General features: G+C 69.1%; 19 protein-coding genes and 3 pseudogenes. 10 read left to right on the forward strand and 12 right to left on the reverse strand.

Features of this window, described 5'->3' with window-relative positions:
• The first annotated feature begins 85 nt into the window (after window positions 1–85).
• From ABZ904_RS44345 to ABZ904_RS44355, 3 genes are read left to right on the forward strand one after another with little or no spacing between them, the layout of a single operon-like run.
• Window positions 86–850 (forward strand): ABC transporter permease, encoded by a 765-nt coding sequence (locus tag ABZ904_RS44345; RefSeq protein ID WP_361004145.1) that lies wholly within the window; start codon window positions 86–88, stop codon window positions 848–850.
• A gap of 29 nt (window positions 851–879) precedes the next feature.
• Window positions 880–2,184, forward strand: a complete 1,305-nt coding sequence (locus tag ABZ904_RS44350; protein ID WP_361004148.1) for a sensor histidine kinase — start codon at window positions 880–882, stop codon at window positions 2,182–2,184.
• A complete protein-coding gene (locus ABZ904_RS44355; protein ID WP_361829790.1) occupies window positions 2,174–2,809 on the forward strand; it encodes a response regulator transcription factor in 636 nt (211 codons plus the stop codon). The genes ABZ904_RS44350 and ABZ904_RS44355 overlap by 11 nt, the downstream gene beginning before the upstream one ends.
• A gap of 51 nt (window positions 2,810–2,860) precedes the next feature.
• On the opposite strand, the gene ABZ904_RS44360 is transcribed toward ABZ904_RS44355, so the two are convergent.
• Complete coding sequence (locus ABZ904_RS44360; RefSeq protein WP_361004154.1) at window positions 2,861–3,625, reverse strand: class I SAM-dependent methyltransferase; 765 nt, start codon at window positions 3,623–3,625, stop codon at window positions 2,861–2,863.
• A gap of 740 nt (window positions 3,626–4,365) precedes the next feature.
• Here ABZ904_RS44360 and ABZ904_RS44365 point away from each other — a divergent pair.
• Window positions 4,366–5,640, forward strand: a complete 1,275-nt coding sequence (locus ABZ904_RS44365) for a hypothetical protein (protein WP_361829792.1) — start codon at window positions 4,366–4,368, stop codon at window positions 5,638–5,640.
• Here the strand turns inward: ABZ904_RS44365 and ABZ904_RS44370 are convergent.
• The gene (locus ABZ904_RS44370) at window positions 5,577–6,887 is read right to left on the reverse strand and encodes a hypothetical protein (protein ID WP_361004156.1); all 1,311 of its coding nucleotides are present in this window, start codon (window positions 6,885–6,887) and stop codon (window positions 5,577–5,579) included. The genes ABZ904_RS44365 and ABZ904_RS44370 overlap by 64 nt on opposite strands.
• A gap of 397 nt (window positions 6,888–7,284) precedes the next feature.
• On the opposite strand from ABZ904_RS44370, the pseudogene ABZ904_RS44375 reads away from it, so the two are divergent.
• Window positions 7,285–8,512 (forward strand): annotated as a pseudogene (locus ABZ904_RS44375) (cytochrome P450).
• A gap of 681 nt (window positions 8,513–9,193) precedes the next feature.
• Complete coding sequence (locus ABZ904_RS44380) at window positions 9,194–12,472, forward strand: GH92 family glycosyl hydrolase (protein WP_359410381.1); 3,279 nt, start codon at window positions 9,194–9,196, stop codon at window positions 12,470–12,472.
• 222 nt (window positions 12,473–12,694) lie between these two features.
• On the opposite strand, the gene ABZ904_RS44385 is transcribed toward ABZ904_RS44380, so the two are convergent.
• Together ABZ904_RS44385 and ABZ904_RS44390 are read right to left on the reverse strand one after the other, a co-directional pair.
• Entirely contained in the window at window positions 12,695–13,243 is a 549-nt protein-coding gene (locus ABZ904_RS44385) for a hypothetical protein (protein ID WP_361004159.1), read from the reverse strand.
• Window positions 13,234–13,800: a thioredoxin family protein gene (locus ABZ904_RS44390; RefSeq protein WP_361829795.1), complete on the reverse strand. Its 567-nt coding sequence runs from the start codon at window positions 13,798–13,800 to the stop codon at window positions 13,234–13,236. The genes ABZ904_RS44385 and ABZ904_RS44390 overlap by 10 nt, the downstream gene beginning before the upstream one ends.
• A gap of 288 nt (window positions 13,801–14,088) precedes the next feature.
• Between ABZ904_RS44390 and ABZ904_RS44395 the strand changes: the two genes are divergently transcribed.
• The gene (locus ABZ904_RS44395; RefSeq protein WP_361004164.1) at window positions 14,089–14,682 is read left to right on the forward strand and encodes a hypothetical protein; all 594 of its coding nucleotides are present in this window, start codon (window positions 14,089–14,091) and stop codon (window positions 14,680–14,682) included.
• Window positions 14,683–14,796: 114 nt separating this feature from the next.
• Here ABZ904_RS44395 and ABZ904_RS44400 read toward each other — a convergent pair whose 3' ends face one another.
• The 7 genes from ABZ904_RS44400 to ABZ904_RS44430 form a co-directional block, all read right to left on the reverse strand.
• Window positions 14,797–15,684, reverse strand: a complete 888-nt coding sequence (locus ABZ904_RS44400) for a hypothetical protein (RefSeq protein WP_361829797.1) — start codon at window positions 15,682–15,684, stop codon at window positions 14,797–14,799.
• Between the two features lie 15 nt (window positions 15,685–15,699).
• Window positions 15,700–15,960: a hypothetical protein gene (locus tag ABZ904_RS44405; RefSeq protein ID WP_361004170.1), complete on the reverse strand. Its 261-nt coding sequence runs from the start codon at window positions 15,958–15,960 to the stop codon at window positions 15,700–15,702.
• Window positions 15,957–16,280: a hypothetical protein gene (locus ABZ904_RS44410; protein WP_359410386.1), complete on the reverse strand. Its 324-nt coding sequence runs from the start codon at window positions 16,278–16,280 to the stop codon at window positions 15,957–15,959. Before ABZ904_RS44410 ends, ABZ904_RS44405 begins: the two co-directional genes overlap by 4 nt.
• Window positions 16,277–16,663 carry a hypothetical protein gene (locus tag ABZ904_RS44415; protein ID WP_361829799.1) on the reverse strand — a complete coding sequence of 129 codons (387 nt, stop codon included), beginning with the start codon at window positions 16,661–16,663 and terminating at the stop codon, window positions 16,277–16,279. Before ABZ904_RS44415 ends, ABZ904_RS44410 begins: the two co-directional genes overlap by 4 nt.
• Before the next feature lie 54 nt (window positions 16,664–16,717).
• The gene (locus ABZ904_RS44420; RefSeq protein WP_359410388.1) at window positions 16,718–17,218 is read right to left on the reverse strand and encodes a hypothetical protein; all 501 of its coding nucleotides are present in this window, start codon (window positions 17,216–17,218) and stop codon (window positions 16,718–16,720) included.
• An 82-nt stretch (window positions 17,219–17,300) separates the two neighbouring features.
• On the reverse strand, window positions 17,301–18,572 hold the full coding sequence (locus tag ABZ904_RS44425) for a hypothetical protein (protein ID WP_361004174.1): 1,272 nt from the start codon (window positions 18,570–18,572) through the stop codon (window positions 17,301–17,303).
• Between the two features lie 513 nt (window positions 18,573–19,085).
• On the reverse strand, window positions 19,086–19,796 hold the full coding sequence (locus ABZ904_RS44430; RefSeq protein ID WP_361829802.1) for a hypothetical protein: 711 nt from the start codon (window positions 19,794–19,796) through the stop codon (window positions 19,086–19,088).
• 389 nt (window positions 19,797–20,185) lie between these two features.
• On the opposite strand from ABZ904_RS44430, the gene ABZ904_RS44435 reads away from it, so the two are divergent.
• Entirely contained in the window at window positions 20,186–20,626 is a 441-nt protein-coding gene (locus ABZ904_RS44435) for a DUF3761 domain-containing protein (RefSeq protein ID WP_361006023.1), read from the forward strand.
• Window positions 20,627–20,844: 218 nt separating this feature from the next.
• Window positions 20,845–22,716, forward strand: a complete 1,872-nt coding sequence (locus ABZ904_RS44440; RefSeq protein ID WP_361006026.1) for a TerD family protein — start codon at window positions 20,845–20,847, stop codon at window positions 22,714–22,716.
• Window positions 22,717–23,039: 323 nt separating this feature from the next.
• Here ABZ904_RS44440 and ABZ904_RS44445 read toward each other — a convergent pair.
• A pseudogene (locus ABZ904_RS44445) lies at window positions 23,040–23,842 on the reverse strand (transposase); the annotation flags it as partial.
• Between the two features lie 23 nt (window positions 23,843–23,865).
• Between ABZ904_RS44445 and tnpA the strand changes: the two are divergent.
• Window positions 23,866–24,295, forward strand: a pseudogene (tnpA, locus tag ABZ904_RS44450) (IS200/IS605 family transposase).
• Window positions 24,296–24,441 lie beyond the last annotated feature (146 nt).

Raw genomic sequence — 24,441 nt, forward strand, 5'->3', positions numbered from 1 at the left:
ACGGCGCGCACCCATGGCCATGCACCCACCGGGACCGAGAGGTCACAACCCCACCCATGAGGGCTGCAGAAGGGATGGTCCTCTAATGAGCACCTCGACCCTCTCCACTGCGCGTCCGCGGGCGGCCGTCCTGCGCACGGAGGTACGGCTCTTCCGCCGCGAACCCGGCGGCATCTTCTGGATCCTGATGTTCCCCACGCTGCTGTTGGTGATCCTCGGCTCCATCCCGGCCTTCCGGGAGAGCGACAAGTCCCTCGGTGGCCTCAGGCTCGTGGATCTGTACGTCCCAGTGGTGGTCCTGGTCGCCATGATCACCGCCGGGGTGCAGTCCATGCCGCAGGCCCTCACCGGCTACCGCGAGCGCGGCATCCTGCGCCGGATGTCCACCACGCCCGTGCGGCCCTCGTCCCTGCTGTCCGCGCAGATGCTGGTGCACGGACTGGCTGTCCTCGTCTCCACGCTGCTCGCGCTCGCCGTGGGCCGGCTCGCCTTCGATGTACGTCTGCCGCAGCAACTCGCCGGATACGTCCTCGCCCTGGTCCTGGCCATCCTCGCCGCCCTCGCGCTGGGTTCGGTGGTCTCGGCCGTCTCCCGTACGACGAAGATCGCGGGTGCGATCGGGTCCGCCGTGTACTTCCCGATGATGTTCTGTGCGGGGGTGTGGCTGCCGGTGCAGTCCATGCCGCACACACTGGCCCGGGTCGTTGAGCTGACCCCGTTCGGGGCGGCCGCACGTGCGCTCGGCCAGGCGGCCTCCGGCGACTGGCCCGGCTGGGGCCACCTCGGCGTGCTCGCCGCGTGGACGGTGCTCCTGTCGGCCCTGGCCGCACGATGGTTCCGCTGGGAGTGAGGCCGGTTCCCGCTGTGCAGACTGGTCGTATGACAGCCGAGACGCAACAGGTGCCGGGCATCGCCGTCGGTGCCTGGTCGGCCCCCGGGTCGGTCGCGGTGGAGCAGCGCTGGGCGGCCTGGCACCGGTGGGGACCGTACGGTCTCCTCGCCGGGGGGACCCTGACCTCGATCGTCTCCGCGGACGCGGTCGGCATGACCACCGGAGCCAGGTACGCGGCCGGTGCGATGGTGGCGGCGGCCCTCGTCCTGCAGTGGGTGTGGGGGAGGGTGTCCCGTGGGCGCACCGGACCTTCCCGGGCCGGCGTCGCCTACTACACCGTCCGCTGGGTGCTCGGCTTCGCCCTCAGCTGGCTCAACCCGTTCTTCGCACTCTTCGCCGTCACGGGCTACTTCGGCGCCAACCGGCTGCTGCCGCAGCGCCTGGTGAAATACGGCCTTGTCGCCACCGCCGTCACGATGTCCGGTTCGCAGGCCGGGGGCATGCCGCCGCACGGCGGGGTCGGCTGGCTCGGCTTCGGCGTGCTGCTCGGCGTCAACCTCTGTCTGCTCACCGTCTTCGCCCGCATCGCGGCGCACGAGGACGAACGCGCCCGTGTGCAGAGCGACACCATCGCCGAACTCGAACGCACCAATGCGGCCCTACAGCAGGCCCTCGACGAGAACGCGGCCCTCCACGCCCAACTCCTCGTCCAGGCCAGGGAAGCCGGGGTCGCCGACGAGCGCCGGCGCCTCGCCGCCGAGATCCACGACACCATCGCACAGGGCCTGACCGGGATCATCGCCCAGCTCCAGGTAGTCGCGGGCGCCTCCGACCTCACGGTGGCCCGCACCCATCTCGACCGGGCCGCCACGCTCGCCCGGCACAGCCTCGGCGAGGCCCGCCGCTCCGTCCACAACCTCGCCCCCGTCGACCTGGAGCACGCCGGGCTGCCCGAGGCACTGGAGAAGACGGTCGCCCAGTGGGCCGAACGGACCGGTGTGGACGCCCGGTTCACGGTCACGGGCACCGCGGTGTCACTCCACGACGAGGTGTCCGCCACACTGTTGCGTATCGCGCAGGAGGCACTCTCCAACACCTCCCGTCACGCCTGCGCCACCCGCGTCGGAGTCACACTCAGCTTCATGGGTGACGAAGTGAGTCTCGACATCCGCGACGACGGACGCGGTTTCGATCCGCACCGGCTCCCGGAACGCACCGGCACCAGAGGCTTCGGACTCCACGGCATGCGGGCCCGTGCCGAACGCATAGCAGGATCCCTCGTCCTCGAGTCGGAGCCAGGACAGGGCACGGCGGTCTCGGCTCGCGTACCGTTGGTGGGCGATGACCGATGACACGACCGTCTCCCTGCTGATCGTCGACGACCATCCCGTCGTTCGGGACGGGCTGCGCGGCATGTTCGAGAACGCCCCCGGGTTCCGCGTCCTGGGCGAGGCGTCGGGCGGTGTGGAGGCGGTGGCCCTGGCCGCCGAACTCGACCCGGACGTCATCCTGATGGATCTGCGGATGCCGGGCGGCAGCGGGGTGGAGGCCATAGCCACGCTCACCCGCTCGGGCGCCCGCGCGAAGATCCTGGTCCTGACGACGTACGACACCGACTCGGACACACTGCCCGCCATCGAGGCGGGCGCGACGGGCTATCTGCTCAAGGACGCGCCGCGCGACGAACTCTTCACCGCGGTACGGGCCGCGGCCGAGGGCCGCACGGTGCTGTCCCCGGCAGTGGCCTCCCGGCTGGTCTCGGCGGTGCGCGCCCCTGGGAACGAGCCGCTCTCCGTCCGCGAACGCGAAGTGCTGGCGCTCGTGGCCAAGGGCATGTCCAACCGCGAGATAGCCCGTGTGCTGTTCATCAGCGAGGCCACGGTGAAGACCCATCTGACGCATCTCTACGCCAAACTGGGCGTCAAGGACCGGGCGGCGGCGGTGGCGGTGGCCTACGACCGTGGAATTCTGGGCTAGAGAGTGTCTTCAAAGTCCCGTCTGCCCGCCGCTGTGTGGTGCGCACGCTCCCTAGGGCATTCCGGGAGGGGCGGGCTCCGCGGTACCGCGCCGCGCCACGAACACGAACTCCTTGCCCGGCCGGTCGGGTGCGTCGCGTACGTCCTCGACGACGAAGCCGTGCTCGTGCAAGTCCCGCTCGATCTCCGTACGTTCGCGGAAGCGAAGTGTCGATTCCGAGGTCAGTACGTCTCCGTCCGCAGCGAACACGTGCGTACCCCGGAAGCTCACCAGCGGCAGGCTCACGTCCGTCAGCTCGGCCCAGGTCTCGACGTGACCGACGCCCGGGATGTCCGTCATGCGGTACGTGGTCTCGCGCGTCCACTCCGCCCACTCCTCCCACACGCGCTGCGCCGGATCGCGCGTCTCGAAGACAAGCCGCCCGCCGGGCCGCAGCGCCTCGTACGCGCCGCGCAGCGTCGTACGCCACGCCTGCGGATCGGCGATCGCCTGGGCGACGTTCCCGGTCATCGTCACCAGGTCGATCTGCATGGGCGGCAGGTCCCCCGCGTCGCCGTCGAGCCAGCGCACCCGCTCCGCGCCCGGCTTGCCACGCGCGACGTCGACGGACGCCCGCGCGGGATCGATCCCGGTGACCGTAATCCCGCGTTCGGCGAGCAGCAGCGCGAACACGCCTGTACCGCACCCGATGTCCAGCACGGACCGCGCCCCGAACTCCTCCGCCATCGCGAGATACGCGTCGAGATCGCTGCGGTCCGGATCGAGTGGGTCGTAGATGGCGGCGAGGCGCGGATGCCCGAAAGTTGCGTCAACCATGGAGGCGAACGTATGTGGCCCCGAGCCCAAGCGGCCATTGCTTTTCGGGTTGCGGCGCCAAGCGGGCGCGGCGAAGTGCGCCGCTGATCCCGGCGCGCCCCTATCGGGCACGGCCGTACCGAAGCGAACCTCGACCAAGCCGCTTAGCTTGGGTTTTAACCTCAGCGCCTTCTTGGGGCGGGTTCCTGCCTTGGGGTTGCCCAAGCGCAAAGACTGGTTCGGCACCCTGACGCGGGTTTTGGAACACCGACGGCCACACGGTCCGTCTCGCCGGTGTTCCATAACGCCCTGATGTCGGCGGCCCTCAGATGACGGGTCCAGCCTCAGCGCTTGCGGGGTGAGGGCGAGGACGCCGGTGCCGCGCACCCGCGTTTCCGCCGTCAATGTGAGGGTGCCGGCGCCCAGGACAGCTTTTCAATCTCGGGAGCGAGATGGAACGCGGCCGATTTCCATTCGCTCGCGGCTTCATCGTCTCCGGCCGCCTCGTCCCAGGCCGGCGACAGCCCCAACTGCTCCCGTCGGGCCCTTTTCCAGTGGCAGCGGTTCACCCAGCGTGAAGAGAGCGTCTTCGGCTTCCCCGGTTGCGCAGTACCGGCGAACGCGGGTGTGCAGCGTGTGCCAGGAGCCGTACCGCTCCGGCACGTCACGGCGGGCGTCCGGGCCGGCGGCGGGTTCGTGTACGAGTTCACTGCGCTGGACGCATTCAGCGCTGCTGAGCAGGCCCGACAGCTCCTGAGCGGATGACGGCCCGCTCCCAGTTCCTGCGCCGGGACCGCGGCGGCGTCGTCCCGCTCCCCCAGATTTGGGTAGCCGGGCACTCGCAGCCCATCCCGTTGGATCCGCCGGCACGCGGAGCGGGCGTCCTCACCCTCGTGAACGAGGGACATCTGTACACGGTCGCCGGGCGGCGCAGCCGCATCGACGACACTCTCGAACTGGCCGCCGCCGTCAACCGAGGGCCGCTGGCCCCAGCCGTCGCGGGCGCCTGGGCAGCTGTCGAATCGCTGCTGTCACACCCGGACGGTCCCAAGTCGGAGAACGAGCGGTCCGGCGAAGCCGTGGCGGCTGACCGGATGGCTGCCATCATTGCCTGCTCCTGGCCGCGCGCCGAGCTCACCGCTCTCGCCCACCGGCACAAGCCTCGTGCCGCGGACGACCTCGCGAAGAACATCGCGGACTGCGGAATGAACCAGGAGCGTGCCCGCCTCGTCGCGGACGCCCTGCGTGAGCGGGGTGCCGGCGTGCTGGACTTCACCGGCGCGTCCACGAAGTACACGGACGCGCCCGCCGCGCAGCCCATGACCGACCTGGTGCACAACCCGCGGATCGTGCCGGTGGACGTCGCCCGTGCTTTTCGTGTGGCGCTGCGGCGGCTGTACCGGACCCGGAACACCATCCTGCACGGCGGAGCCACCCAGGGTGTCGTCTTGGCTGCCTCCCTGCGCACGGCCGCTCCGCTGGTCGGAGCGGGATCGGACCGCATCGTCCAAGCCGCCTACGCCGCAGGCCTCGATCCGCTCGACCTCGCGGCGCGTGCCGAAGTACGCCCTCAGCCTCGTGGACGGCGAAACCGGGTTGTCCGTCGTGGACCTCCTGGAACCCGTCTGAGCGCTCCAATCCGCAGCTCGCGGATGCCGCGACTCAAGGTCGTCGCCGTGACCGGTGCGGGCGTGGTTCGTTGGTCCTGGTGGTGCGCCTGTTCGATCCCCCTCCCTTCGAACGCCGCACCCGCTCGAGGGGCCCCGAGACCAGGCGGGACCCCTCGAGTGCGTCACGCACCTGACGTCGGCGCCACGTCTGTGCCCGGTCCCGGCGGGCATTTCGCAACTGTGCGCGGCACTTGGCCTTCTCAGGCAAGTGCGGCGCCCGGCTTCGGCGACACCCAGGTGTGTGGGGGGCCTCCGAGACACCCACACCGTTGTGACGGGCTCGGGCAATCTGCCCGGCCTGGTCAGCCGACGAACTCGACCATGACGGTCGCCGTGCCGGGCACATGCTGGGCGTCGCCCGCGTAGGTGACCGTGTACTGGGGATACGTGTTCCAGTCGGGAGGGGTGTCACTGAAGCTGAAGGTGCCGTTTCCTCTGACCTTCACATCCGGCAGCTGCACATCGTTGCGCGTCACCGTGATCGTTCTGTGCTTGGGGAAGGGGGCCAGCGAGGTCAGTTTCCCCGTCACGGTGACCGGCGTGCCGACGGGGTTCGTCGGCGGGGCGGACAGAGTGATCGTGCTGGATGCCTTGGCGATGTCGGTGACGATGTCGAGAATGACCTCGCCCGAGTAGGGGAAGCGGGTGGTGAACAGCCTGTTGCCGTCGGGCGCCCAGGCCACGCCTCGGTCGAGCAGATCCGCGTACCCCGGCGACAACGCGACCGTGCGGTACGCGGCGGTCTCACCCGGACGATAGATGTAGACGTCCCACTCCCCTCCCCCCACGATCCCCGCGGCGACCGTGCCGTGGGAGTCGACAGCGACGGAGTTGGGATAAGGGCCGGTGTCGTACTGGGCCTCCTCCGTCAGGTCCGACAGACGCCACCGCTGGTGGTAGTAGTTGGAGCCGTTCGCGGTGATCGCACTGCTGCCGTCCGGCGTCACCGCCACGTCTTCGACATCGCCGACGGCGCCGGTGTAGGCGGTCTCCTGAAGCGTGCCGGAGCTCACGTCGTACACGCGCATGCCCGCGGCGCCCTGGCTCTCCGCGGCGACGAGCCGGTCGGGTGCGCCCGGCGACGAGGCGAGTCGCGGCTTGCCGTACCAGACGGGGTTGTCATCCAGGCTGACGGTCGGGGTCGCCTCGGCGATGGCGACCGACCCGATGCCGGCGTAGAAGGGGTCGGCCTGGTAGCCGAAGAACAGCCGGCCGCCGGCGAGGGCGAGGCTTTCCGGTGCGGTGCCGGCCCCGGTTGAGATGCGCCGCGTCTCGGTCAAGGTCGCGGTGTCGATGACCGAGATCGCGTCAGCAGCCGGGAGCGCCACGTACAGGGTGGACTCGTCGGCCGACTCGGCCATGCCCCGCGCCCCGTCGAGACCCTCCACCTTCTTCACGACCTGCCCGTCGTGGTCGGTGGCCAGGACCGCGTCGTCGCCGGGCGCGCTGACGTACACATGGCGGCTGTCGGCGAGGGTCTGCCAGTGAGAGCGCACGGGCAGAACGATGCCACCCTGGGGCTGTGCCGCTGCCGTGCCGGGGGCACCGAGCAGATTGAACGACGCGGCCGCCAGGATGAGCGCGACACCCGCCGCACGTCTTCGTATACGCACCTTAAGGGCTCCTTCGAGAACGGATCCGGCCGCACGGGCGCGGCCGACACAGCAACTGTACTAATCCGCACCGGCATTGGGCCCGCAGGACGATCGCGTCCGGAGCGCACGTCAGGCCCGGACTCGCTGCAACCTCGGCATCCAGTTCCGCACCTGACCGACAGGACAAGTCCTGGGCCAGGAGAACACGCACGTGAGCGACTTCCCGCCCGCTGTCCTGACCGCGATCCGGCAACGCCCTGGTGTTCAACCTGCGGGACACGTGGGTGGCGGCCGTGGCGTGATGGTGTCGACTGCAGAGCATATGAAGTTCAACTCCTGCTGGTGCTGGGCTGTTTGAGACATCAAAAGATCCATAACCTGGCGTCTGACGGCAGGCATCTACCCAAGGAGTTCCGTGTCCACTGCCCAGGCAATTCCCGACATCCTTTCGCCCGAGTTCGCTGCGGATCCCTACTCCGCCTACGCGGTGATGAGGAAGGAACAGCCTCTGATCTGGCACGAGGCCACCCAGAGCTTCATCATCACCCGCTACGAGGACGTCGAAGCCGTCTTCAAGGACAAGGCGGCCCAGTTCACCACCAACAATTACGACTGGCAGCTCGAGCCGGTACACGGCAAGACGATCCCTGCAGCTCAGCGGCCGTGAGCACGCGGTGCGCCGGGCTCTCGTCGCCCCCGCGTTCCGCGGTAGCGACCTGCAGGACAGGTTCCTGCCGGTCATCGAGCGCAACTCCCGCGAGCTCATCGACGCCTTCCGGCACACTGGGTCCGCCGACATCGTCAGGGACTACGCAACTCGCTTTCCGGTCAACGTCATCGCGGACATGCTGGGCCTGGACAACGCGGACCATGCCCGGTTCCACGGCTGGTACACGGCCGTCATCGCCTTTCTCGGCAACCTCTCGGGCGACAAAGAAGTAGCCGCCGCGGGCGAGCGCACCCGGGTGGAATTAGCCGAGTACATGATTCCGATCATCCGTGAGCGGCGCGACAACCTGGGCGACGACCTGCTGTCCACGCTGTGTGCCGCCGAGGTCGACGGCGTCCGCATGAGCGACGAGGACATCAAGCCCTTCTGCAGCCTGCTCCTGGCCGCCGGCGGGGAGACCACCGACAAGGCGATCGCCAGCATCCTGGCGAACCTGCTGGTCAACCCCGACCAGTGGGCGGCAGTCCGCGCGGACCGGAACCTGATCCCCGCCGCCTTCGCGGAGACCCTCCGCTACACCCCGCCGGTCCACATGATCATGCGGCAGTCGGCGACCGACGTCGAGCTCACCGGTGGCACCCTCCCTGCCGGCGCCACCGTCACCTGCCTCATCGGCGCCGCCAACCGGGACGAGCAGCGCTTCCGCGACCCTGACACGTTCGACATCTTCCGCGAGGACCTCACCACGACCTCGGCATTCTCGGCCGCCGCCGACCACCTCGCCTTCGCGCTCGGCCGGCACTTCTGCGTAGGCGCGCTGCTGGCCAAGGCCGAGGTTGAGGTGGGCGTGAATCAGTTGCTGGATGCCATGCCCGACCTCCGTCTCGCCGACGGTTTCGACCCGGTCGAGCAGGGAGTCTTCACTCGTGGCCCGAAGGCGCTGCCGGTGTCTTTCACGCCGGCCACCGGCTGACGGTGCCTCCTCGCTGAGCCGCCGCCTCCGCGCCCGGGGATCCAGCCCGGCACGCGGAGGGCATGGCTACCGCACCTGCCGAGTGAACTGCACCAGAGGCGAGGTCGGACCACGCATGCAGATGGACGGGCGCCACGTCGACTCTTTGGCCTCCATTGCCAGTACGGCATCACGAGTCACATCGGCGACATGTCACGACGGCGACAAGCGTTGTCGGCGCGTCGACGAGGCATGGCAGCATCACGGTGAGCGGCGACCTCACCCAGAGAGCCCGAGCCCCGCAACCTCCCTCCCCATGAGGGCGACCTGGCGCGAGTCGTGGTGGTCGACCCGGCGGCTCCGCCCAGCCAGCCCTCCCCCGGCTCCACGCGCGACTTTCTTCGAACCCGGCACACCAGCCCCCACCAGCACCGATGCGATCTTCGACAACGGCAGGGCTGGACACCGGATTTCGGCACCCTTGACACCGCCCGAATACGGGGGGAGCATCCTCGCGTTCATTGACAACGTTGTCGGCAGTAGTTCGGAACGGAGAGCGGACGCGCGTGCTCCTGGTGCGTCCTGACCTTTCATCAGACACGAAGGGCAAAAGCGGTGTCAGGCTCATTGGTTCGTCAGACTCATGTGGAGGGCCGGGCTCGTCATAGACGACGAGCTCTCGGATCCGTCGCGGCGGCCACCATGGCCGCCTTGGCGGTGGCCTTGACCGTCACGCCCGCCTCGGCGACGCCGGACCGAGGCGAGGTCAAGGATCCCGTTTCCTACGTCAACCCCCTGATCGGCTCGTCCAACGCGGGCAACACCTATCCCGGTGCCGTTCAGCCGTTCGGCATGCTGGCCTGGAGCCCGCAGAACTCCCGCGGCAATCAGACCTCGACACCCGCTCCGGGCGGTTACCAGTACAACGCGACAAAGATCCGGGGCTTCAGCCTCACGCATCTCAACGGCGTCGGATGCTCCGGAGCCAACGGAGACATCCCGATCATGCCGTACGTGGGCGACGTCGACTCCTCGCCCACGGCCGACACCACCGACTCCAAGTACGCCGGCACCTTCTCCCATGCCAACGAGACCGCATCAGCCGGCTACTACAAGGTGGGCCTGGACAGCGGTGCTTCCGCCGAACTGACGGCCACCGAACGAACCGGCTCGGGTCGGTTCGGCTTCCCGTCCGACAAGCCCGCCAGCATGCTGTTCCGCACGTCCAACTCCGAGAGCGGCAGCACCGCCGCCGATGTGCAGGTGAACGCCGCCGACAAGACCGTCACCGGTTCGGTCACCGCGGGCAACTTCTGCGGCCCGCAGAGCGCGAACAACCGCAAGGACCTCTACACGCTGTACTTCACGGCGCACTTCGACACGCCGTTCGCCAAGGTCGGCACCTGGACCGACGGAACCGTGCAGGCGGACTCCACCTCCGCCCAGGGCGGAACGGGCTTCAACTCGTCCGGCAACCCGGTGGCCGGCAAAGGCTCGGGCGCATACATCACGTTCCCGAGCGGCACCACCGACGTCCAGGCGAAGGTGGCCATCTCCTACGTCAGTCCGCAGAACGCGGAGGCCAACCTCCGTGCGGAGAACCCGCCCGCCAGGTCCTTCAGCTCCGTCAAGTCCCAGGCCGCATCGGCCTGGAAGCAGGCGCTGAGCAAGATCGAGGTGGGCGGCGGCACTGACGCCCAGCGCTCCACCTTCTACACCGCGCTCTACCACTCGATGCTGGAGCCGACCCTGACCAGCGACGTCGACGGCCGCTACCTGGGCGCCGACCGCAAGCCTCACAAGCTGGCCAACGGTCAGAAGGCGCAGTACGGCACGTTCTCCGGCTGGGACCAGTACCGCGCCCAGGTACAGCTGATGACCTTGCTGAACCCGAAGGCCGGCAGCGACTACGCGCAGTCCCTGTTCAACTACGCGAACCAGCGTGGCGGCGAGTGGGACCGCTGGCTGCTGGAGAACGGCAAGACGAGCGTGATGTCCGGCGACCCGTCGGACGCGGCACTCGCCTCGATCTACGCCTTCGGCGGTCATGACTTCGACGTCAAGGGCGCCTTGAAGTCACTCGTGACCGCCGCGACCGTGCCGACGGCGAACGACTCCGACAGCGCGGGCTGCAACGTCGAGTGTGTGGGTCAACGTCCGGCCCTGGACAAGTATCTGTCCCTCGGCTACGTGCCCTCCGACGGCTGCCACTGCTGGGGCGGCGCCGCCGAGACGCTCGAGGACGCAGCGGCCGACTTCGCCATCTCCACACTCGCCGGCCAGACCGGCGACCACGCCAACGAGAAGAAGTTCCTGGCCCGCTCCGGCAACTGGACCAACGTCTTCGACCCCAACGCCACCCCGCAGGGCGGCTACATCCGCGACCGCAAGTCCGACGGCACCTGGGCGGGTACGTTCACCCCGGGCACGGGCAGTGGATTCGTCGAGGGAACCAGCGCTCGGTACACCTGGATGGTGTACTCCGATGTGGCCGGACTCGCCAGCGCCATGGGCGGCAACGACGCGGCGGTGACCCGGCTCGACTCCTTCTTCCGCACCCCCGACGGCGCCTTCGACTTCTCGGCCAAGGACGGCACGCGCTACGACCCGACCAACGAGCCCGACATCAATGCGCCGTACCTGTACAACTACCTCGGAACGCCCTACAAGACGCAGGAGACGGTCCGCGCGGAGATGGACCAGCTGTGGTCCGACACCCCCGGCGGCATACCCGGCAATGACGACGCCGGGACGATGTCGTCCTGGTACGTCTTCTCGGCGCTGGGCATGTACCCACAGGTGCCCGGCCGCGCCGACATGGTGCTCTCCGCGCCGCTGTTCCCGCACGCCGTGATCCACACCGGGAACGACAAGACCATCACGGTCAACGCGCCGGCGGCGTCGGCGGACAACATCTACGTTCAGAGCCTGAAGACCGACGGCAAGAAGTCCGACAAGCCGTGGGTCCCCGCCTCGTTCGTCACCCACGGCGGCACCCTGGACTACACGCTCGGCTCCAAGCCCAACACCTCGTGGGGCAGCGCCAAGGCCGATGCCCCGCCGTCGTTCCCGGGCGGCGGAGTGAAGTTCTTCACCGGTGTCACCCCGGCGAAGCTCAAGGCCGAGCCCGGCGGTGAGGCCGTCGCGACGACCGTCAAGGTGCAGGCACTCCAGGACCAGGAGACCCAGGTCCACTGGACGGCCACCCCGCCTGCCGGCATCACGGTGACACCGTCCCAGGGTGACTTCACGGTGCCGAGCGGTGGTTCCGGCAGCGCGAAGATCTCCGTCTCCGCGGGCGCCGGGACCGAGCAGGGCTTCTACACCATCCCGGTGACGCTGACGTCGTCGTCCGGTACGGCGCTGCCGAAGACGTCCGCCTCGGTGACCGTCGCCACGAAGAACAGCATGCTCTGGAACGTCAACAGCAACGGTATCTCGGCGGACGACGCGAACCCGCAGGCCAACTTCGACGGCGAGGGCTGGAGTTACTCCGCCGCCGCGCTCGCCGCCGCCGGGGTGAAGCCGGGAAGCACGGTCTCCTCGGGCGGGTTCGACTTCACCTGGCCCGCGGCGGCCGCTGGTGAACCCGACAACATCGAGGTCGTCGGGGGCGGTCAGGTTCTCGCCGTACCCGCGACCGACGGCGCCACGAAGCTGAGTCTGCTGGGCAGTGCGGCGGAAGGCGCGGCGAGCGGTACGGCGACGCTCACATACACCGACGGCACCACCCAGCAGGCCGAAATCGGCTTCAGCGACTGGACGCTCGGCGGCGGCTCGCAGACGCCGTCGTTCGGCAACACGATCGCCATCCACACCCCGTACCGTGACGTGCAGGGTGGCGGCAAGGACCCGGTGGGTACGGAGGTCTTCACCACCGCGCCCATCGCGCTTCAGGCGGGCAAGCAGCTCGCGAGTGTGACACTGCCCGCCACGACGAATGGCGGCATCATCCACATCTTCGCGGCGGCGACCGCCTGACGACGGATCCGGCCGGTTCCGGCCATGGCAAGGCCTGTTCAGCTCTCTGAAGGGCTGAACAGGCCTTCGTCGTCCCGCCTCACCACCTGGCCATGCCGCAGAAGGGCCATACTGGAAGCGGAATGACTCGGCCCGCCCCCGAGTCTCCACCGCCAGCGCTCGCCGTGCGTGAAGCTGACGGCCACAGTGGCGCCAGACAGGTCCCCATCCCCGGCCCCCTAGCTAGCCCGCTGGCCGGAGCTGCAGGGTCACGGCACGGTCGCGAACGGGCGGCAGACAGCCCTCGCGTTCGCTGCACGCGCCGTAGGTGAGGAATACCGACGCGCGGTCCGTGCCCTCGACCCGCCGTACGGGAAGTTCCAGGGTGACCCGGCCGTTTTGATAGACCGGCAGCCGGACGTCGAGGCCCTCGGGGCGCAGCACTCGCTCTCGGGCGTCGGTGGTCGCCGGGCCCGCGGGCCGTAGTGCGCCCTCGGTGCGGATGCGGGTCGGGATGCCGATCCCGTCGACGCCACCGTCGGGCAGGGCGAGGCTGTACACGTGGAAGCCGGCCCGCTCGGGCCGCAGGTCGGCGAGAACCCGCAAGCCGTCGTCGCGGGACTGCACTCGGACCGACACAGCTACGCCCCCGTCCGAGAACGGCGCAGCCACGGCTTCGGGACCGGTGTTCGCCACTCCCGCACAGCTGGTGAGCGGGAGGGTGGCGGTCGCCAGCATGAGCGCCACGCTCGCGTTCGCTCCGCCGGCTCGGAGCCGGGCGGCTATGCCCATCGCTTCAAGAACTCCTTGACCTGGTCGGCCGACATGGTGCGCGCATTGGCAAACTCGCCCTGGTTCGTCGCCACCTTGATCCGGCCGAAGGCAGGGTCCAGGACGACCAGTGCCGGTATGCCGCTCGTCTGCAGGTTCACGTAGCGCGCGGCTATATCCAGATTGCGGTCGAACTCGCCGACGTCCACGGTCACCACGTGGTATTTCGCCAGGATCGCGGCCGGCCCAGGCTCCTGGAAGCGCGCGCCCAGGACACGGCAGTCCATACACCAGTCGGCACCGAAGTCGATGAGCACGGGACGGCCATCTTTCTTCGCTGCGGTGAGGGCGGCCGTGATGCCCGCTGCGGCGTGTGCGTGGGGGTCGTAGCCGTGCGCGGGCTTCACAGGCACGGGGGATGCCGAGGACGTGGCGGGCGCCGCCGAGTGGGTGTCGGGAGCGGCCGTGGCAGAGGGAGGGGTTGTGTGGGACGTGGCGGGCGCCCCGGCACAACCGGTCAGTGCCAGCAAAGTGAACCCGGCCAGCTGCAGCGTGGTCGGGAACAGGTGACGCCTCACGTGACTCCTCGTCGTCTCTCTCATTAGAGCCGGCCCTTGCAGCCCTTCAGGCCGTTCGGCACCCGCACGCGGACTCTTCGGGTGCTGCCTGTGCCCTGTAACAGCGGATGGTGCCCGCAGTGTTGCATACGTTCGAGTCGACCCTGTTGCCGCTGGTGACCGCCCAACGAGCGCCAATCCGACGTGTTCGTCTTCTTCGTGGGTGCCATGGCACCCTGCACGTGCCCGGTGCCTGCAGGAGGTTGCTGTCCACGGAAGACTGTCAGTCCCCGTTCGTAGGATCACCGCATGTCTGATGCCTTCACCGTCTTGTGGACCCATGACACGTGCCGTGCCCTGCGTAAGGCAGATCGCGTGGGAGAGCGGCCGCCGGTCGCCTTCAGCGGCGTCCATTCCTCCCTGCCCGCCTGGTCGGGTGCTCGCGTTGGGGACGAGGTGTACGCGCTGCACGTCAACCGATATGTCGTTTTCGTGGTCAGCCGGATGCGGGTCATCGACATGGAGCGGCGCGACTGCTGCGGCACCTCCCCTGCAACATGGCAGAACCCGGCGTTCCCCGGTCACGGCGACTGGTCGATGCTCGGTGCCGACGGCTGTGGCGCCGCGCCGGTGCACGTTGAGGCGACACCCGTACGGTTCGACATACCGATCCCCGGCGATCTACTGGCGGGGCTTACCTGGCGTAATAGCCAAGGCCGGACTCACGGTCTGAAGCACGTGGTCAATGGCCGTCTCGAGCGCTCGGTCAGCCTCGAAGGGTTCTACCGCCTGACCTCCGAGTCGGCCGGGGAGTTGGCCGAGGTCGTCGACAACGCAGGCCCCTTGGTGCCGATGGCCGAGCAGGTAACCGGATCACACGCGCTGCGGCCATCCCATCCGTAAGTGCGGTACCGACGAAATGAAGTTCCCGGGGTGACGGAGTGCGCGAGGGGGAGTCAGAGGAGAGTTGGTTGGTCCCCATCGCCAGGTGCTCTCCGCGATGCGGAGCTCCCTGCCTCAACTGCGGCGGTCCCGCGCGGCGTGCGAAGGAAGCGCGGTCTGCCGTCCTGTCAGAGCGGGGCACTGGCACAGTAGGAGGCTCTCCCTGACTCCGCATGCTGTGCAGGGCGAACGAGTGACCGCTGACCATGCCACCCCGGAACGGCTCGGTCGCATCCCCCGTGTTTGTTCGCCCTCCGGCACGGCCGCGTCGGACGCCGCTGCCACGATCACCCAGGCCGGCGGGACCCAGGCAGCCCGCACCGCGGGACGTCCGCGCACCGCCTGCAGATGATCCGCCCGTCCCACGGGACGGACGCACCGGGCACAGGCCTCGCCAGGGCCTGCCGTCGTCTGGTCGCTGGCGCTTGCGGCGGGCAGGGGGGATTCAGCAGGCTGCCCAGGCTCGTCAACGCGGTGCAGTACCAGGAGTGGCGGTGGGTGGACGGGAAGCGGGCCGTCGAACCCTGTGAGGGTTGTGACGCTGCGGTACTCGCTGCCGTCCGGGTAGACGAGGTCCTCGTCGAAGCGCACGACCCGGCCCTGCATGTCGACCCAAGCAGTGCACCTGACGCCCTTTGCCCCGGGGACATCGGGCCTCGGCGCGAGCATCACGTACGTCCTTGGGTCGGTGTCCTTGAGCGCGGCGGTGTCGATCCAGCCGGTGAGGCGGTAGGTGGTCGCGCCGGACGGGGCTCGGACCGGACGCGCGTGGGCGTTGGCGGGCTGACGGGCCAGCAGACGGGCCATCGTGTGCATTTCAACGATCTGGTTGCCGGGCGGCGCCTTCGTGAGGGGGTCGCGCCACCAGCCCTTGACGGTCTCGCCACGGTCATTCACACGCCGCAGGTAGGCGTGGTCGGGCAGCAGCACCTCCTGCGTCTCCTTGTACTGGTCCGGCGACACCGAGGAGATGGCGAACTAACCACTGGTACGGGCGCCGAGGTTAAGGAAGCCCGCCATTCGCTGGACGCCCCCAGTCGTCACGAACCGCGCCGAGTACGGATGCCCGGACCGGTTGGCCAGCGCCGCCCCCACCGCCGAGTCCGCGAGGGGAGCCACGGCTTCGGCACTGCGGGACGCCGAACCCGCCCTGTCAGGGGTCTCGGCACGGCAGCCGGAGAGGGCGAGGAGCGCGATCACGAGTGCAGAGGCAGACGCGCGCACGGCGGGCAGGCTCATGCGGGCAGTATGCCGGAAACCTCTTCTTGGCCCTCGAGGCACCTTTCCCCTGCCCGTGAACCGCGGCCGAAGTCGACCCGGGCCAGGGAAGAAGGGCTGCGGAGGAAGCCCGCGCGATCCTCAGCCGACTGAGCCGGAGGGGCGACGCCCTGCCTCCAGGAGAGTAGGCGTCGCTCACCCAGGAGCTGTCCTACCAGGCTGGGCGAGCGGGGGCGGCCCTCGATGACCGCCTGGAAGGCGGCGAGCTGTTCGTACTCGTCGCAGGCGTCGACGATCGCCTCGGCGACCATGGCGTCGAGTTCGACGGTGGACAGTCTCATTGCCTCTTCCGCCCGTGCCTGCACAGGAGTTCCGCGAGGCGGTCGCCGACCGGGGTGACGGTTGGCAGAGGCTCATGCGCGAAGTGCTTCGCCTTGCGGCGGCGCAGCAGCTCCTCCCCGTCCCGCTCCCAGGCGAACGTGGGCTTGCGCAGCAGTGCACGGAAGACGGCATCGGCGTTGTCGGGATGCCGCTGGACCAGACGGCGGATGACCATGGGAGCAACGGAGTCGTCGTTCAGGTACTCCCGCAGCCGGCCCAGGTAGGTGCGGTCACGGGCCAAGGCGGGATCGGCGAACAGCGCGTCGAGTTGGGCGAAGTCGGCGTAGTAGGACAGGCCTTCGGTCTCGTCACAGATCACGGCGACGGTGTCCGCGGACTGCAACCCGTGCCAGCTGCGGTCCGTAGCCGGGCGGGTAGGTGGCGAGGTTGCCGCTGATCAGTCAGGCGTCGTTTCGGGGTGCACGGGCACGATGCGGGCGGCCACGAACATCTCGGTGCGGAGCTTGCCCAGGGCACGCCGCCCCAGGTTGGAGTGGACCCGGTAGACGAGGTCATCGAGCAGGTCGTGCAGGACGACGGCGTCCCCTTCAAAGCCCTTGACCTCGAAGACTCCCTCCACCACGTCGCGCCAGCCGAGTAGCATCGCCCGCTCGTCCTCGCCAAGCGGCGGCCGCCGCTGAGCCGTAAACCGCTCGAGGACGGTCGAGCCGTCCCCCAGCCGGTGCTGCAGCACGAAGTGGTCAATGGTGTCGATAGCGGTCGCCTCGTCCAGGAAGCCGAGCCGGTCCGCTGTCTCATCGAGTCGGGCATCCAACCGCTGGGCAGAGCGCGGGCCCTGTGCGAAGGCCACCAGTTCGCTCTTGAGGTCCCCGCTGCGTGCCACCGACGTGGCGATCTGGGGCACCACCGTGGGGGTGGGGGGATCGCTGCGTTCCACTATTTCTTCTTCCTGACGGCTCTTGCCGTGTGTTCCGCTGTCCCGAGCCGCAGGGGCTGCGCGCTTCGTGCCAGGGCGTGCGTCAGGAGCCGGGCGGCCGGGGCCGGTCCATGAGCTGTTGAGCGAGCCGTTCGGCATTCAGGGCGCGCACAGCGGCGTCGACGGCATCGCGGTCGGTGAGGTCGACGTCCCGCGCGGCGAGGGCGGCCGCAATCTGCTTGGCCGGGCCCCATGTCTCCTCGTCGTCGAAGGCTGCGCGGAAGGCGGGCACATGCGCATCAATGGCGGTGACGACGGGAGTGATCCACGGCTCTTTAACGCCGCGTTCGGCGAGCGCGAAGGTTACCCATCGCTTCAATACATCGGGCAGGAGGAGGCGGTGTGCCTGATCGAGTACCGCCTTGCGGGGCAGCCAGTCCTCCAGGAAGAGGGCGACCTGGCCGGGGCTCCAGCACAGCGGCCCGCGGCTGAGGTAGTTCTCTGCGTAGTCCAAGAACAGCTCGGCCAGCGATCGGACGGTGTCGGCTTCCTCCGCCGCAGGGGCGCCCAACTGGGCGAAGGCATCCAGCACATGGGCCCGCTCGCCGTCCGGCAGTGGCCGGTGCTCGGGCCAGTCGGGCAGGTGGTCGCGGCAGCGTGCCCAGGCCAGTGCCCGCAGCCCGACGACATCCTCATCGTCGTGCCGAGGCCAGGTCATGTCCGTCAGCCGCAGCGCCGCGGCGAGATCCGCGAGCACCTCGGCCGCGTCCTCCTCGGCCAGCGGCATCGGCACCTCGTCCTCGTCCCGTGTCCCCTCCCAGGCGAGGGCCGCCTGTGGCTCCAGCAGCGCCAACTTGTCCACCAGCGTGCCGCCGACCTCGCCGATGTAGGCCATCAGCGTGTGCGGGACCGGGCCGTCGTAGTCGATGAACAGCACCCGCTCGCTGTCCCACACGTCCACCGCGCACCAGGCCCGCACCGGGCGGTGCGGGCCGGTCGCGTGCCACGCCGGCAGCGGCTGCGAACCGGAGAGAGTCTCCACCGTCTCCTGCAGCAGTGAGTAGCCGGCGGACGGGGCGACGCGCTCAAGCGCGGCCACGGCGGCCAGGCCATGCGGGGACGGTTTTATCGAAGCCCGTCCCACCACCTCACGGCACAGCAGCACTTCCGGCTCTCGCTCCGTCATCCCGGCGCCCAGCCACGCCTCGCCCAGGCAGCCACTCGCCCACGCCTCCACGGCAAGGACATCCCTGTCCTGCAGGTTCAGGGTTCGGGCCTGGCGCAGCACACGGTCCGACAACCGCAGAGGGCCTGGCGCGCGGCGCACTGACTTCTTGCCGCCGCTCGACGTGCGGCGGCCACGGCTCTTCGGCATGCCTTCGAGTTTGGCAGAGCAGCATGCGGCGCGGATCGGCGGCTTGAGGATAGTCCCCGCCAGGGTGAAAGGGGCCGACTTCGGCACCCCGCCTTCCCGGCGCCGGAAGCATGACGTTGATCAGGCCCAAGGCCCTGGTCACCGCGGGCCGTTGTCCGGCTCGCGCACTCCACCTGTTGGTGATCGCCCTGGTCGGCTGAAACCGGGTGGGGTAGGGGCCCAACGGCGATGCAGGTAGCGGTGGTTGATTGGGAGAGCCGGAGCTGGCATCGGCTGAGTGGAGGTGGGTGCCCTGGCGGCGAGCTGTACCAGCAGCCGTTCCCGGGCGATGAGCTCAGGGGGAAACCGAGCGGTTGTCGTGGTGGATCAGCAGGCCGGCGACATCCCGAGATCGACGTTCTCCGGCGGTGAGGTCCACGCGGATATACCCGACGAGCTTCAAGAGCGCATGATGTCACGGGGACTGACATCCCCGGTGGCATAGCTGTGACGCGGGATGTCGTACCCCGCGGTTCATCGGGTCGGGTCGGCGAGCTGGTTGTAGAGATCCATGGGGGTCACGTAGCCCTCCCACCGTCCATCGTCAAAGAGCTGGATGCCGGCGTCCTTGTACGCCTGGTCGCACAGCTGGGAGCAGATCATGTGCCCGGTCGACTCCACATAGGTGCGCAGTCCGGGCACCGGGAGGTGGAAGCGGTGCGCGGCGAGCGCGGCGTAGTCGAGGAAGCTGTACGGGACGTCGCGGTACTTGAGGGCGCAGGAGACGATCGCCTCGCGCTGGGCCGGCGTCAGCTCGGCCGGCGACACGTACAACACCTGGCGGTCGTCGTACTCGGACGGCGGGACGACCTGGGCGCCCCCGGGCTCGGCCTCGATGAGCTGGTCGTCGGGCAGCACGATGAAGGCGTGCTCGTACGGGCCGAAGCCGTCGCCGTTGAGCCACTGCCCGATCTGGATGAGCCGGCCGACGGGGCCGGTGATGCCGGTCAGTCCGATGTCGCCGGGCTGGTGTTGGATACGGATCACTGGGGCCTCCTGGGCGGCCGTGAGGGTGAGCGGGAGGGTGATGAGGCCGCCGGCGGCGTCGAGCTGGGTCCAGTCGGTGGGCCCGTACGCGCGGCGGCAGGTGTCGCGGCGGATGATCGTCTTGTGCGGGTCGTAGGTGAGCTTCCCGCCGTACTTCGGCGCGGCGTGGTTGTCCTCGTTATGCCCACGGGTCGGCATCAGGCATCCCGGCTTGAGGTCTTGGCGCCGGCGGCCGGTCACCAAAGACCAGGCCGCGCATCGCGCACAACAGCTTGCGCAGCGCACGGTCGAGGTCGTCGACGTCGGGAGAGGACTCGGTGCGCACCAGCCCTGCCCTGGCGCAGGTAGTGCGCCGGTCAAGGCATTTCTCCCCATACTCCCTCGCCGCTGCCGGAGTCGTCCTCACCAACTCCGGGGCGGCCACCATCCCGAATATGCATGGGACTTGCGAAGCCTATGGGGAGGATTTGTAAAGTGTTCAACCTGCCCGGACCGTGGTGCGCCCGGATGCATCGTTGTGGGGGGATCGTCGCGTGAATCAACACCAGCCCGGCCCGTGGGCTGTCCGTCCGCCTGAGCCTGTCCGTATGCCCGATATCCGCCCGCTGTACAAGCGCAAGCGCGTGTGGGGCGGCGCCTTCGTACTGCTGGCGGTCGGTGCCGCGTTCGGGAGTAGTGATCCCAGCGCGGCCAGTCCCGCCCCGCGCCCTACGGTCACTATGACCGCGACCGCCACGAAGACCCCGGCGCCGGCCCCGACGGTCACCGTAACGAAGTCGCCGGCACCGGCCCCGACCATCACTGTGACCAAGACGGCCAAGCCCGCGTCGCCGGCCACGCACAGGTCAAGTGCGGGCTCCTCGGGGAGCAGCAGCGGTTCGACGTCGGGTGGCTCGTCGAGCTCCGGCGGCGGGACGTCCCACCCGGCCGGGGCCACCGCCTTGTGCAACGACGGCACTTACAGCTACGCCGCCCATCACCAGGGAGCCTGCTCCCATCACGGCGGTGTTGCCGTCTTCTACAGGTAGCCGGCGCGGCGGCGCAACTGCGGGGCGACGGCCCTACAGCTGTGGTCGCGCGACATGGCGCTGTGCTGGGGGAAGGCGCGTCGGTACGCGCGCCATCACGCATTGCGCAGAAACGATGCGCGGCCTGGTGGTGTGGGGCGGCAGGAGGGTGACTGCGGAGCGTCAACGGCGCCGAGGACAGCGCGGCGCGCAAGCGAAGGCGAGGACGGAGAGAAATCATGGCTTTCGGATTTCGTGTGGGTGTGCCCGGGATGAGCGTGCGGGTCTCGACCCGGGGCGTGCGCGCCTCCGTGGGACCCCGAGCGGCGCGGCTCAGTATGGGCAGCGGCAGCACCCGGCTGTCCTCCGGAGTGGGCCCGTTCTACGCCTCCAGTTCCCTGGGCGGAGGGCGCCGGCGCACCAGCACGAGCCGTACGACCCGCTCGCGGTCCATCGCCCCATCAGCGGCGCAGCTGGAGCGGGCCCGCAGGCAGGCCGAGCGAGCTCAGCAGGAGGCGGACCGCGATGCGGCGATCGCCCAGTTGCAGGAGCTGCGCCGGCAGACGACCACTGTCCACCTGCAGTCCTTCACGCCGGCCCGGCCGCCGGCGGTGCCGGGGCCCCCGCAACTGGGCCTGGCCTGGGCCCTGGCAGAGGCCCAGGCCCACCACCTGTCGGGGCTGGGAGTCTTCGCCCGCACCGAGCGGGCGGCGGCCAAGCGCAGGGCCGAGGAAGACGCCCCCGCCTACCTGGCTGCCGAACAGGGCCGCCTGCACGCGGTCCACGGCCAGTTGGCCACCGAGGCCGATCAGTGGTGGCAGGACCTGCTCGCCAACGACGAGGCCACCGTATGCGAGGTGGTCAATTACGCCTTCTCCGACAACCCCGCCGCGGGGTGCGCGGTGGGAGTGGACGGGCATGTGCTGTCCGTGGTGATGCGGCAGCAGGACATCGACTCGCTGCCCGACCAGACGCCCGCCATCACCTCGAGCGGACGGCCCACGCTCAAGACCCTCAGCAAGCGGGACCGCACCCTGTGGTGGCTCACCTCCATGGGGTCGAACATCGTGGCCACGCTCAAGGAGGCATTCGCCGTCGCGCCCGGGATCACGGCCATCGACCTGGCCGTGCTCACGCGCTTGCCGGACACCCAGCGTCTGGGGTTCGTGGCCTACGGCCGCTGGACCCGCCAGGCCATCGAAGCCGGCCCCTGGCGAGAGGCGAGCGACGCGCTGCGGTTCCTCGACATCGGGCAGGACGTCGCCTGCTCGGTCACCACTACCGCCTCCGGAAACCTGTCCAGCTCCATCAAACCCCTGGACACCAGCCGGCTGTCCGGCCTGCAAAGCCTCCTCGACCACGCCCAGGACGACACCGGATCCGGCGATGCGACGCTGGCCGGCCTCGACGCAGACCTGCGCGCCAACGCCCCCACCGCGCCCTCCGCTCCCCTGCCGGATCACTATCGGATCCGCCCCTTTGCCGAGTGGAAGGGCCAGACCGCTTCGCTGACGCCGCCGTCCGCTCCCACAGCGCCCACCCACCCTCCTGCGCCTCCAAGCCGAGCTGCTGCGACCGCGCTTGCGCCGGGGCAGAACCTGGTGCTGCCCGAGGAGGCCTGGCAGGGGCTGCTCATCGCCTTCAGTTTCGCCGGCGCCGACGCCGACCTCACCCTCTTCCTGACCGACACCCACGGCCAGGTCACCTGCGATGAGGACTTCGTCTTCTATCACCAGCCCTCCGCGGCCCAGGGCGCGGCCCGCCTGCTGGGCAAGCAGACCGAAGGCCCGCACACCGTCGAACGCGCAGCCCTCCACCTTGCCGCCCTGCCCGCCCACGTCCAACGCGTCACGATCGCCATCAACATGGACGTCGACACTGGTCTGACCTGCGGCGCCCTCACCCACGCAGCCCTGCACATGGACTGCGTCACCGGGGCCGCCTGGACCTTTGAGCCGCCCGCCGACCCTGACATCCGCGCGATGGTCATCGCCGAGCTGTACCGGCACACCACCAACGGCCTGCCCGTCTGGAAACTTCGCGCCATCGGCCAAGGCTGGGCCGACGGCCTCGACGGACTCGCCCGGGCCCACGGCGTCAACGTCGAATGACCAGTCGACACTTGGCCAGCCACCTCAGCGAAGCATCGGCCTCTTGGGTGGCAGCCGGGTCGAAGGGCCCCTAAGCGAACAGCAGGTACGCGGCTGCAATCCGCGGTTTCAGGCCGGTGTGGGGCGAGGCATGAGGCTGTCTCCCTTCATCGGTCCCGTGCGGATGTCTCCTGGTCAGGTGGCCGCCCTGGTCGGCGGAAGCCAGGCGGGTACGGGCCCAACGGTGTGCTTCCCTCTGGATGCACGGCCAGCCTGAGGTGGGGCGGCCCCGTGCAGCGTGCGAAGGGAGCACGGGGCCGCCGGCCCACGCCTGTCCTGTCTGAAGTGCGTTCAGCCTCGGTCACGATCGTCTTGGCGATGATGTGGTTGGTGTTCTTCACGTGCCGCTGTTCGCGGCGGGAGCGTTCCTTGAGCCGTCGCCTGGCGGACTTGGTGCGCTTCTTCTGGAGTTTGGCCCGCAGGGCACGCTGCTGCTTGCGGTATCGGTTGAGGTGGCGGCCAGCGGCCTGGTAGCCGGTGGACGTGGTGGCGATGTTGACAATGCCCAGATCCACGCCGGTGAACCCGCCGGGTTCATACGGGCGGCTTCGGGAACCTCGCAGGTGGCGATCAGATAGAACACGCCGTCGCGTTCGATCAGGTCCGTTTCGCCCTTGCGGTACTGCTGGAGCGTCTTGAGCGCGCCCGCCGAGCAGGCGAACCGCACGCCCTTCAACCGGCCCTGCGTGGTCCAGATGGACACGGTTCGGGTGTCGTACTGCCAGCTCAAACAGCGGTCGTCGTAGGGCTGCGCGGCATCAGGGCGGAACGTAATCGGCTTGGACTCAGCCTTGATCCGGCGCTTGGAGCCCTTCCGGCCGAGGTTCCCGGCACGCAGGTTGGCGTGCAGCGTGGTGTACGCGTCACGCACTTTCTTGATCGCATGCTGCGCCGCCTGCGCCCCCAGGCCACGGGTCTTTAGTTCGGCGTAGGTGTGCTTGCGTAACTCGTACTCACGCGGCACGTCGTTGACGAACGCCACCTCGGAGACCCAGTTGGCCGCTTCGTTGACTGTGCGCAGGGTCGCCGACAGCGCGGATGCCTGCGCGGCGTCCGGTATCAGCTTGACCTGCGTCACGATCTTCACGGGCGTGATCGTAACATTGCTCTCTGTCACCTCGATGGGAGCCCAACTCCGATCTCCGCAGAGGCCGTAGCGCCGTCTACACGCTGCATGCGCACTTGGTCTTCACGCCGAAATACCGGCGCGAACCGTTCACCGGCGAGATCCTGACGCGCTGCATAGGAGGTCATGCGCGACGTCTGCACCGACTTCGGTGCGGAGCTGCGGGAGTTCAATGGCGAGACCGATCACGTCCACCTGCTCGCCCACTACCCGCCGAAGGTCGCCCTCTCCCGGCTGGTCGGCTCCCTCAAGGGCATCTCCGCCCGGCGTCTGCGCCAGGAGTTCCCGGGACACATCCGCAAGTACGTGTGGGGCGAACACTTCTGGTCCCCCTCGTACTTCGCCGCCTCATGCGGAGGTGCACCGCTCGCCGTGGTGAAGGAGTACATCGAGAACCAGAAACCCCCCGGCTAAGGTCAACAGTGCAGACCCGTGCACCTGCGCGGGTCAAAGCAGCCGAGAGAAGATCGGGTAGGGAGGCCGGTTCTCCCGGCCCCCCTCCCACACCACCGGACATGCGGGCCTCGCATCCGGCGGTTCGTTCAGTTGATCTCAGGCGG

The sequence above is a fragment of the Streptomyces sp. NPDC046900 genome (genome assembly GCF_040644975.1).
Lineage (GTDB): Bacteria > Actinomycetota > Actinomycetes > Streptomycetales > Streptomycetaceae > Streptomyces.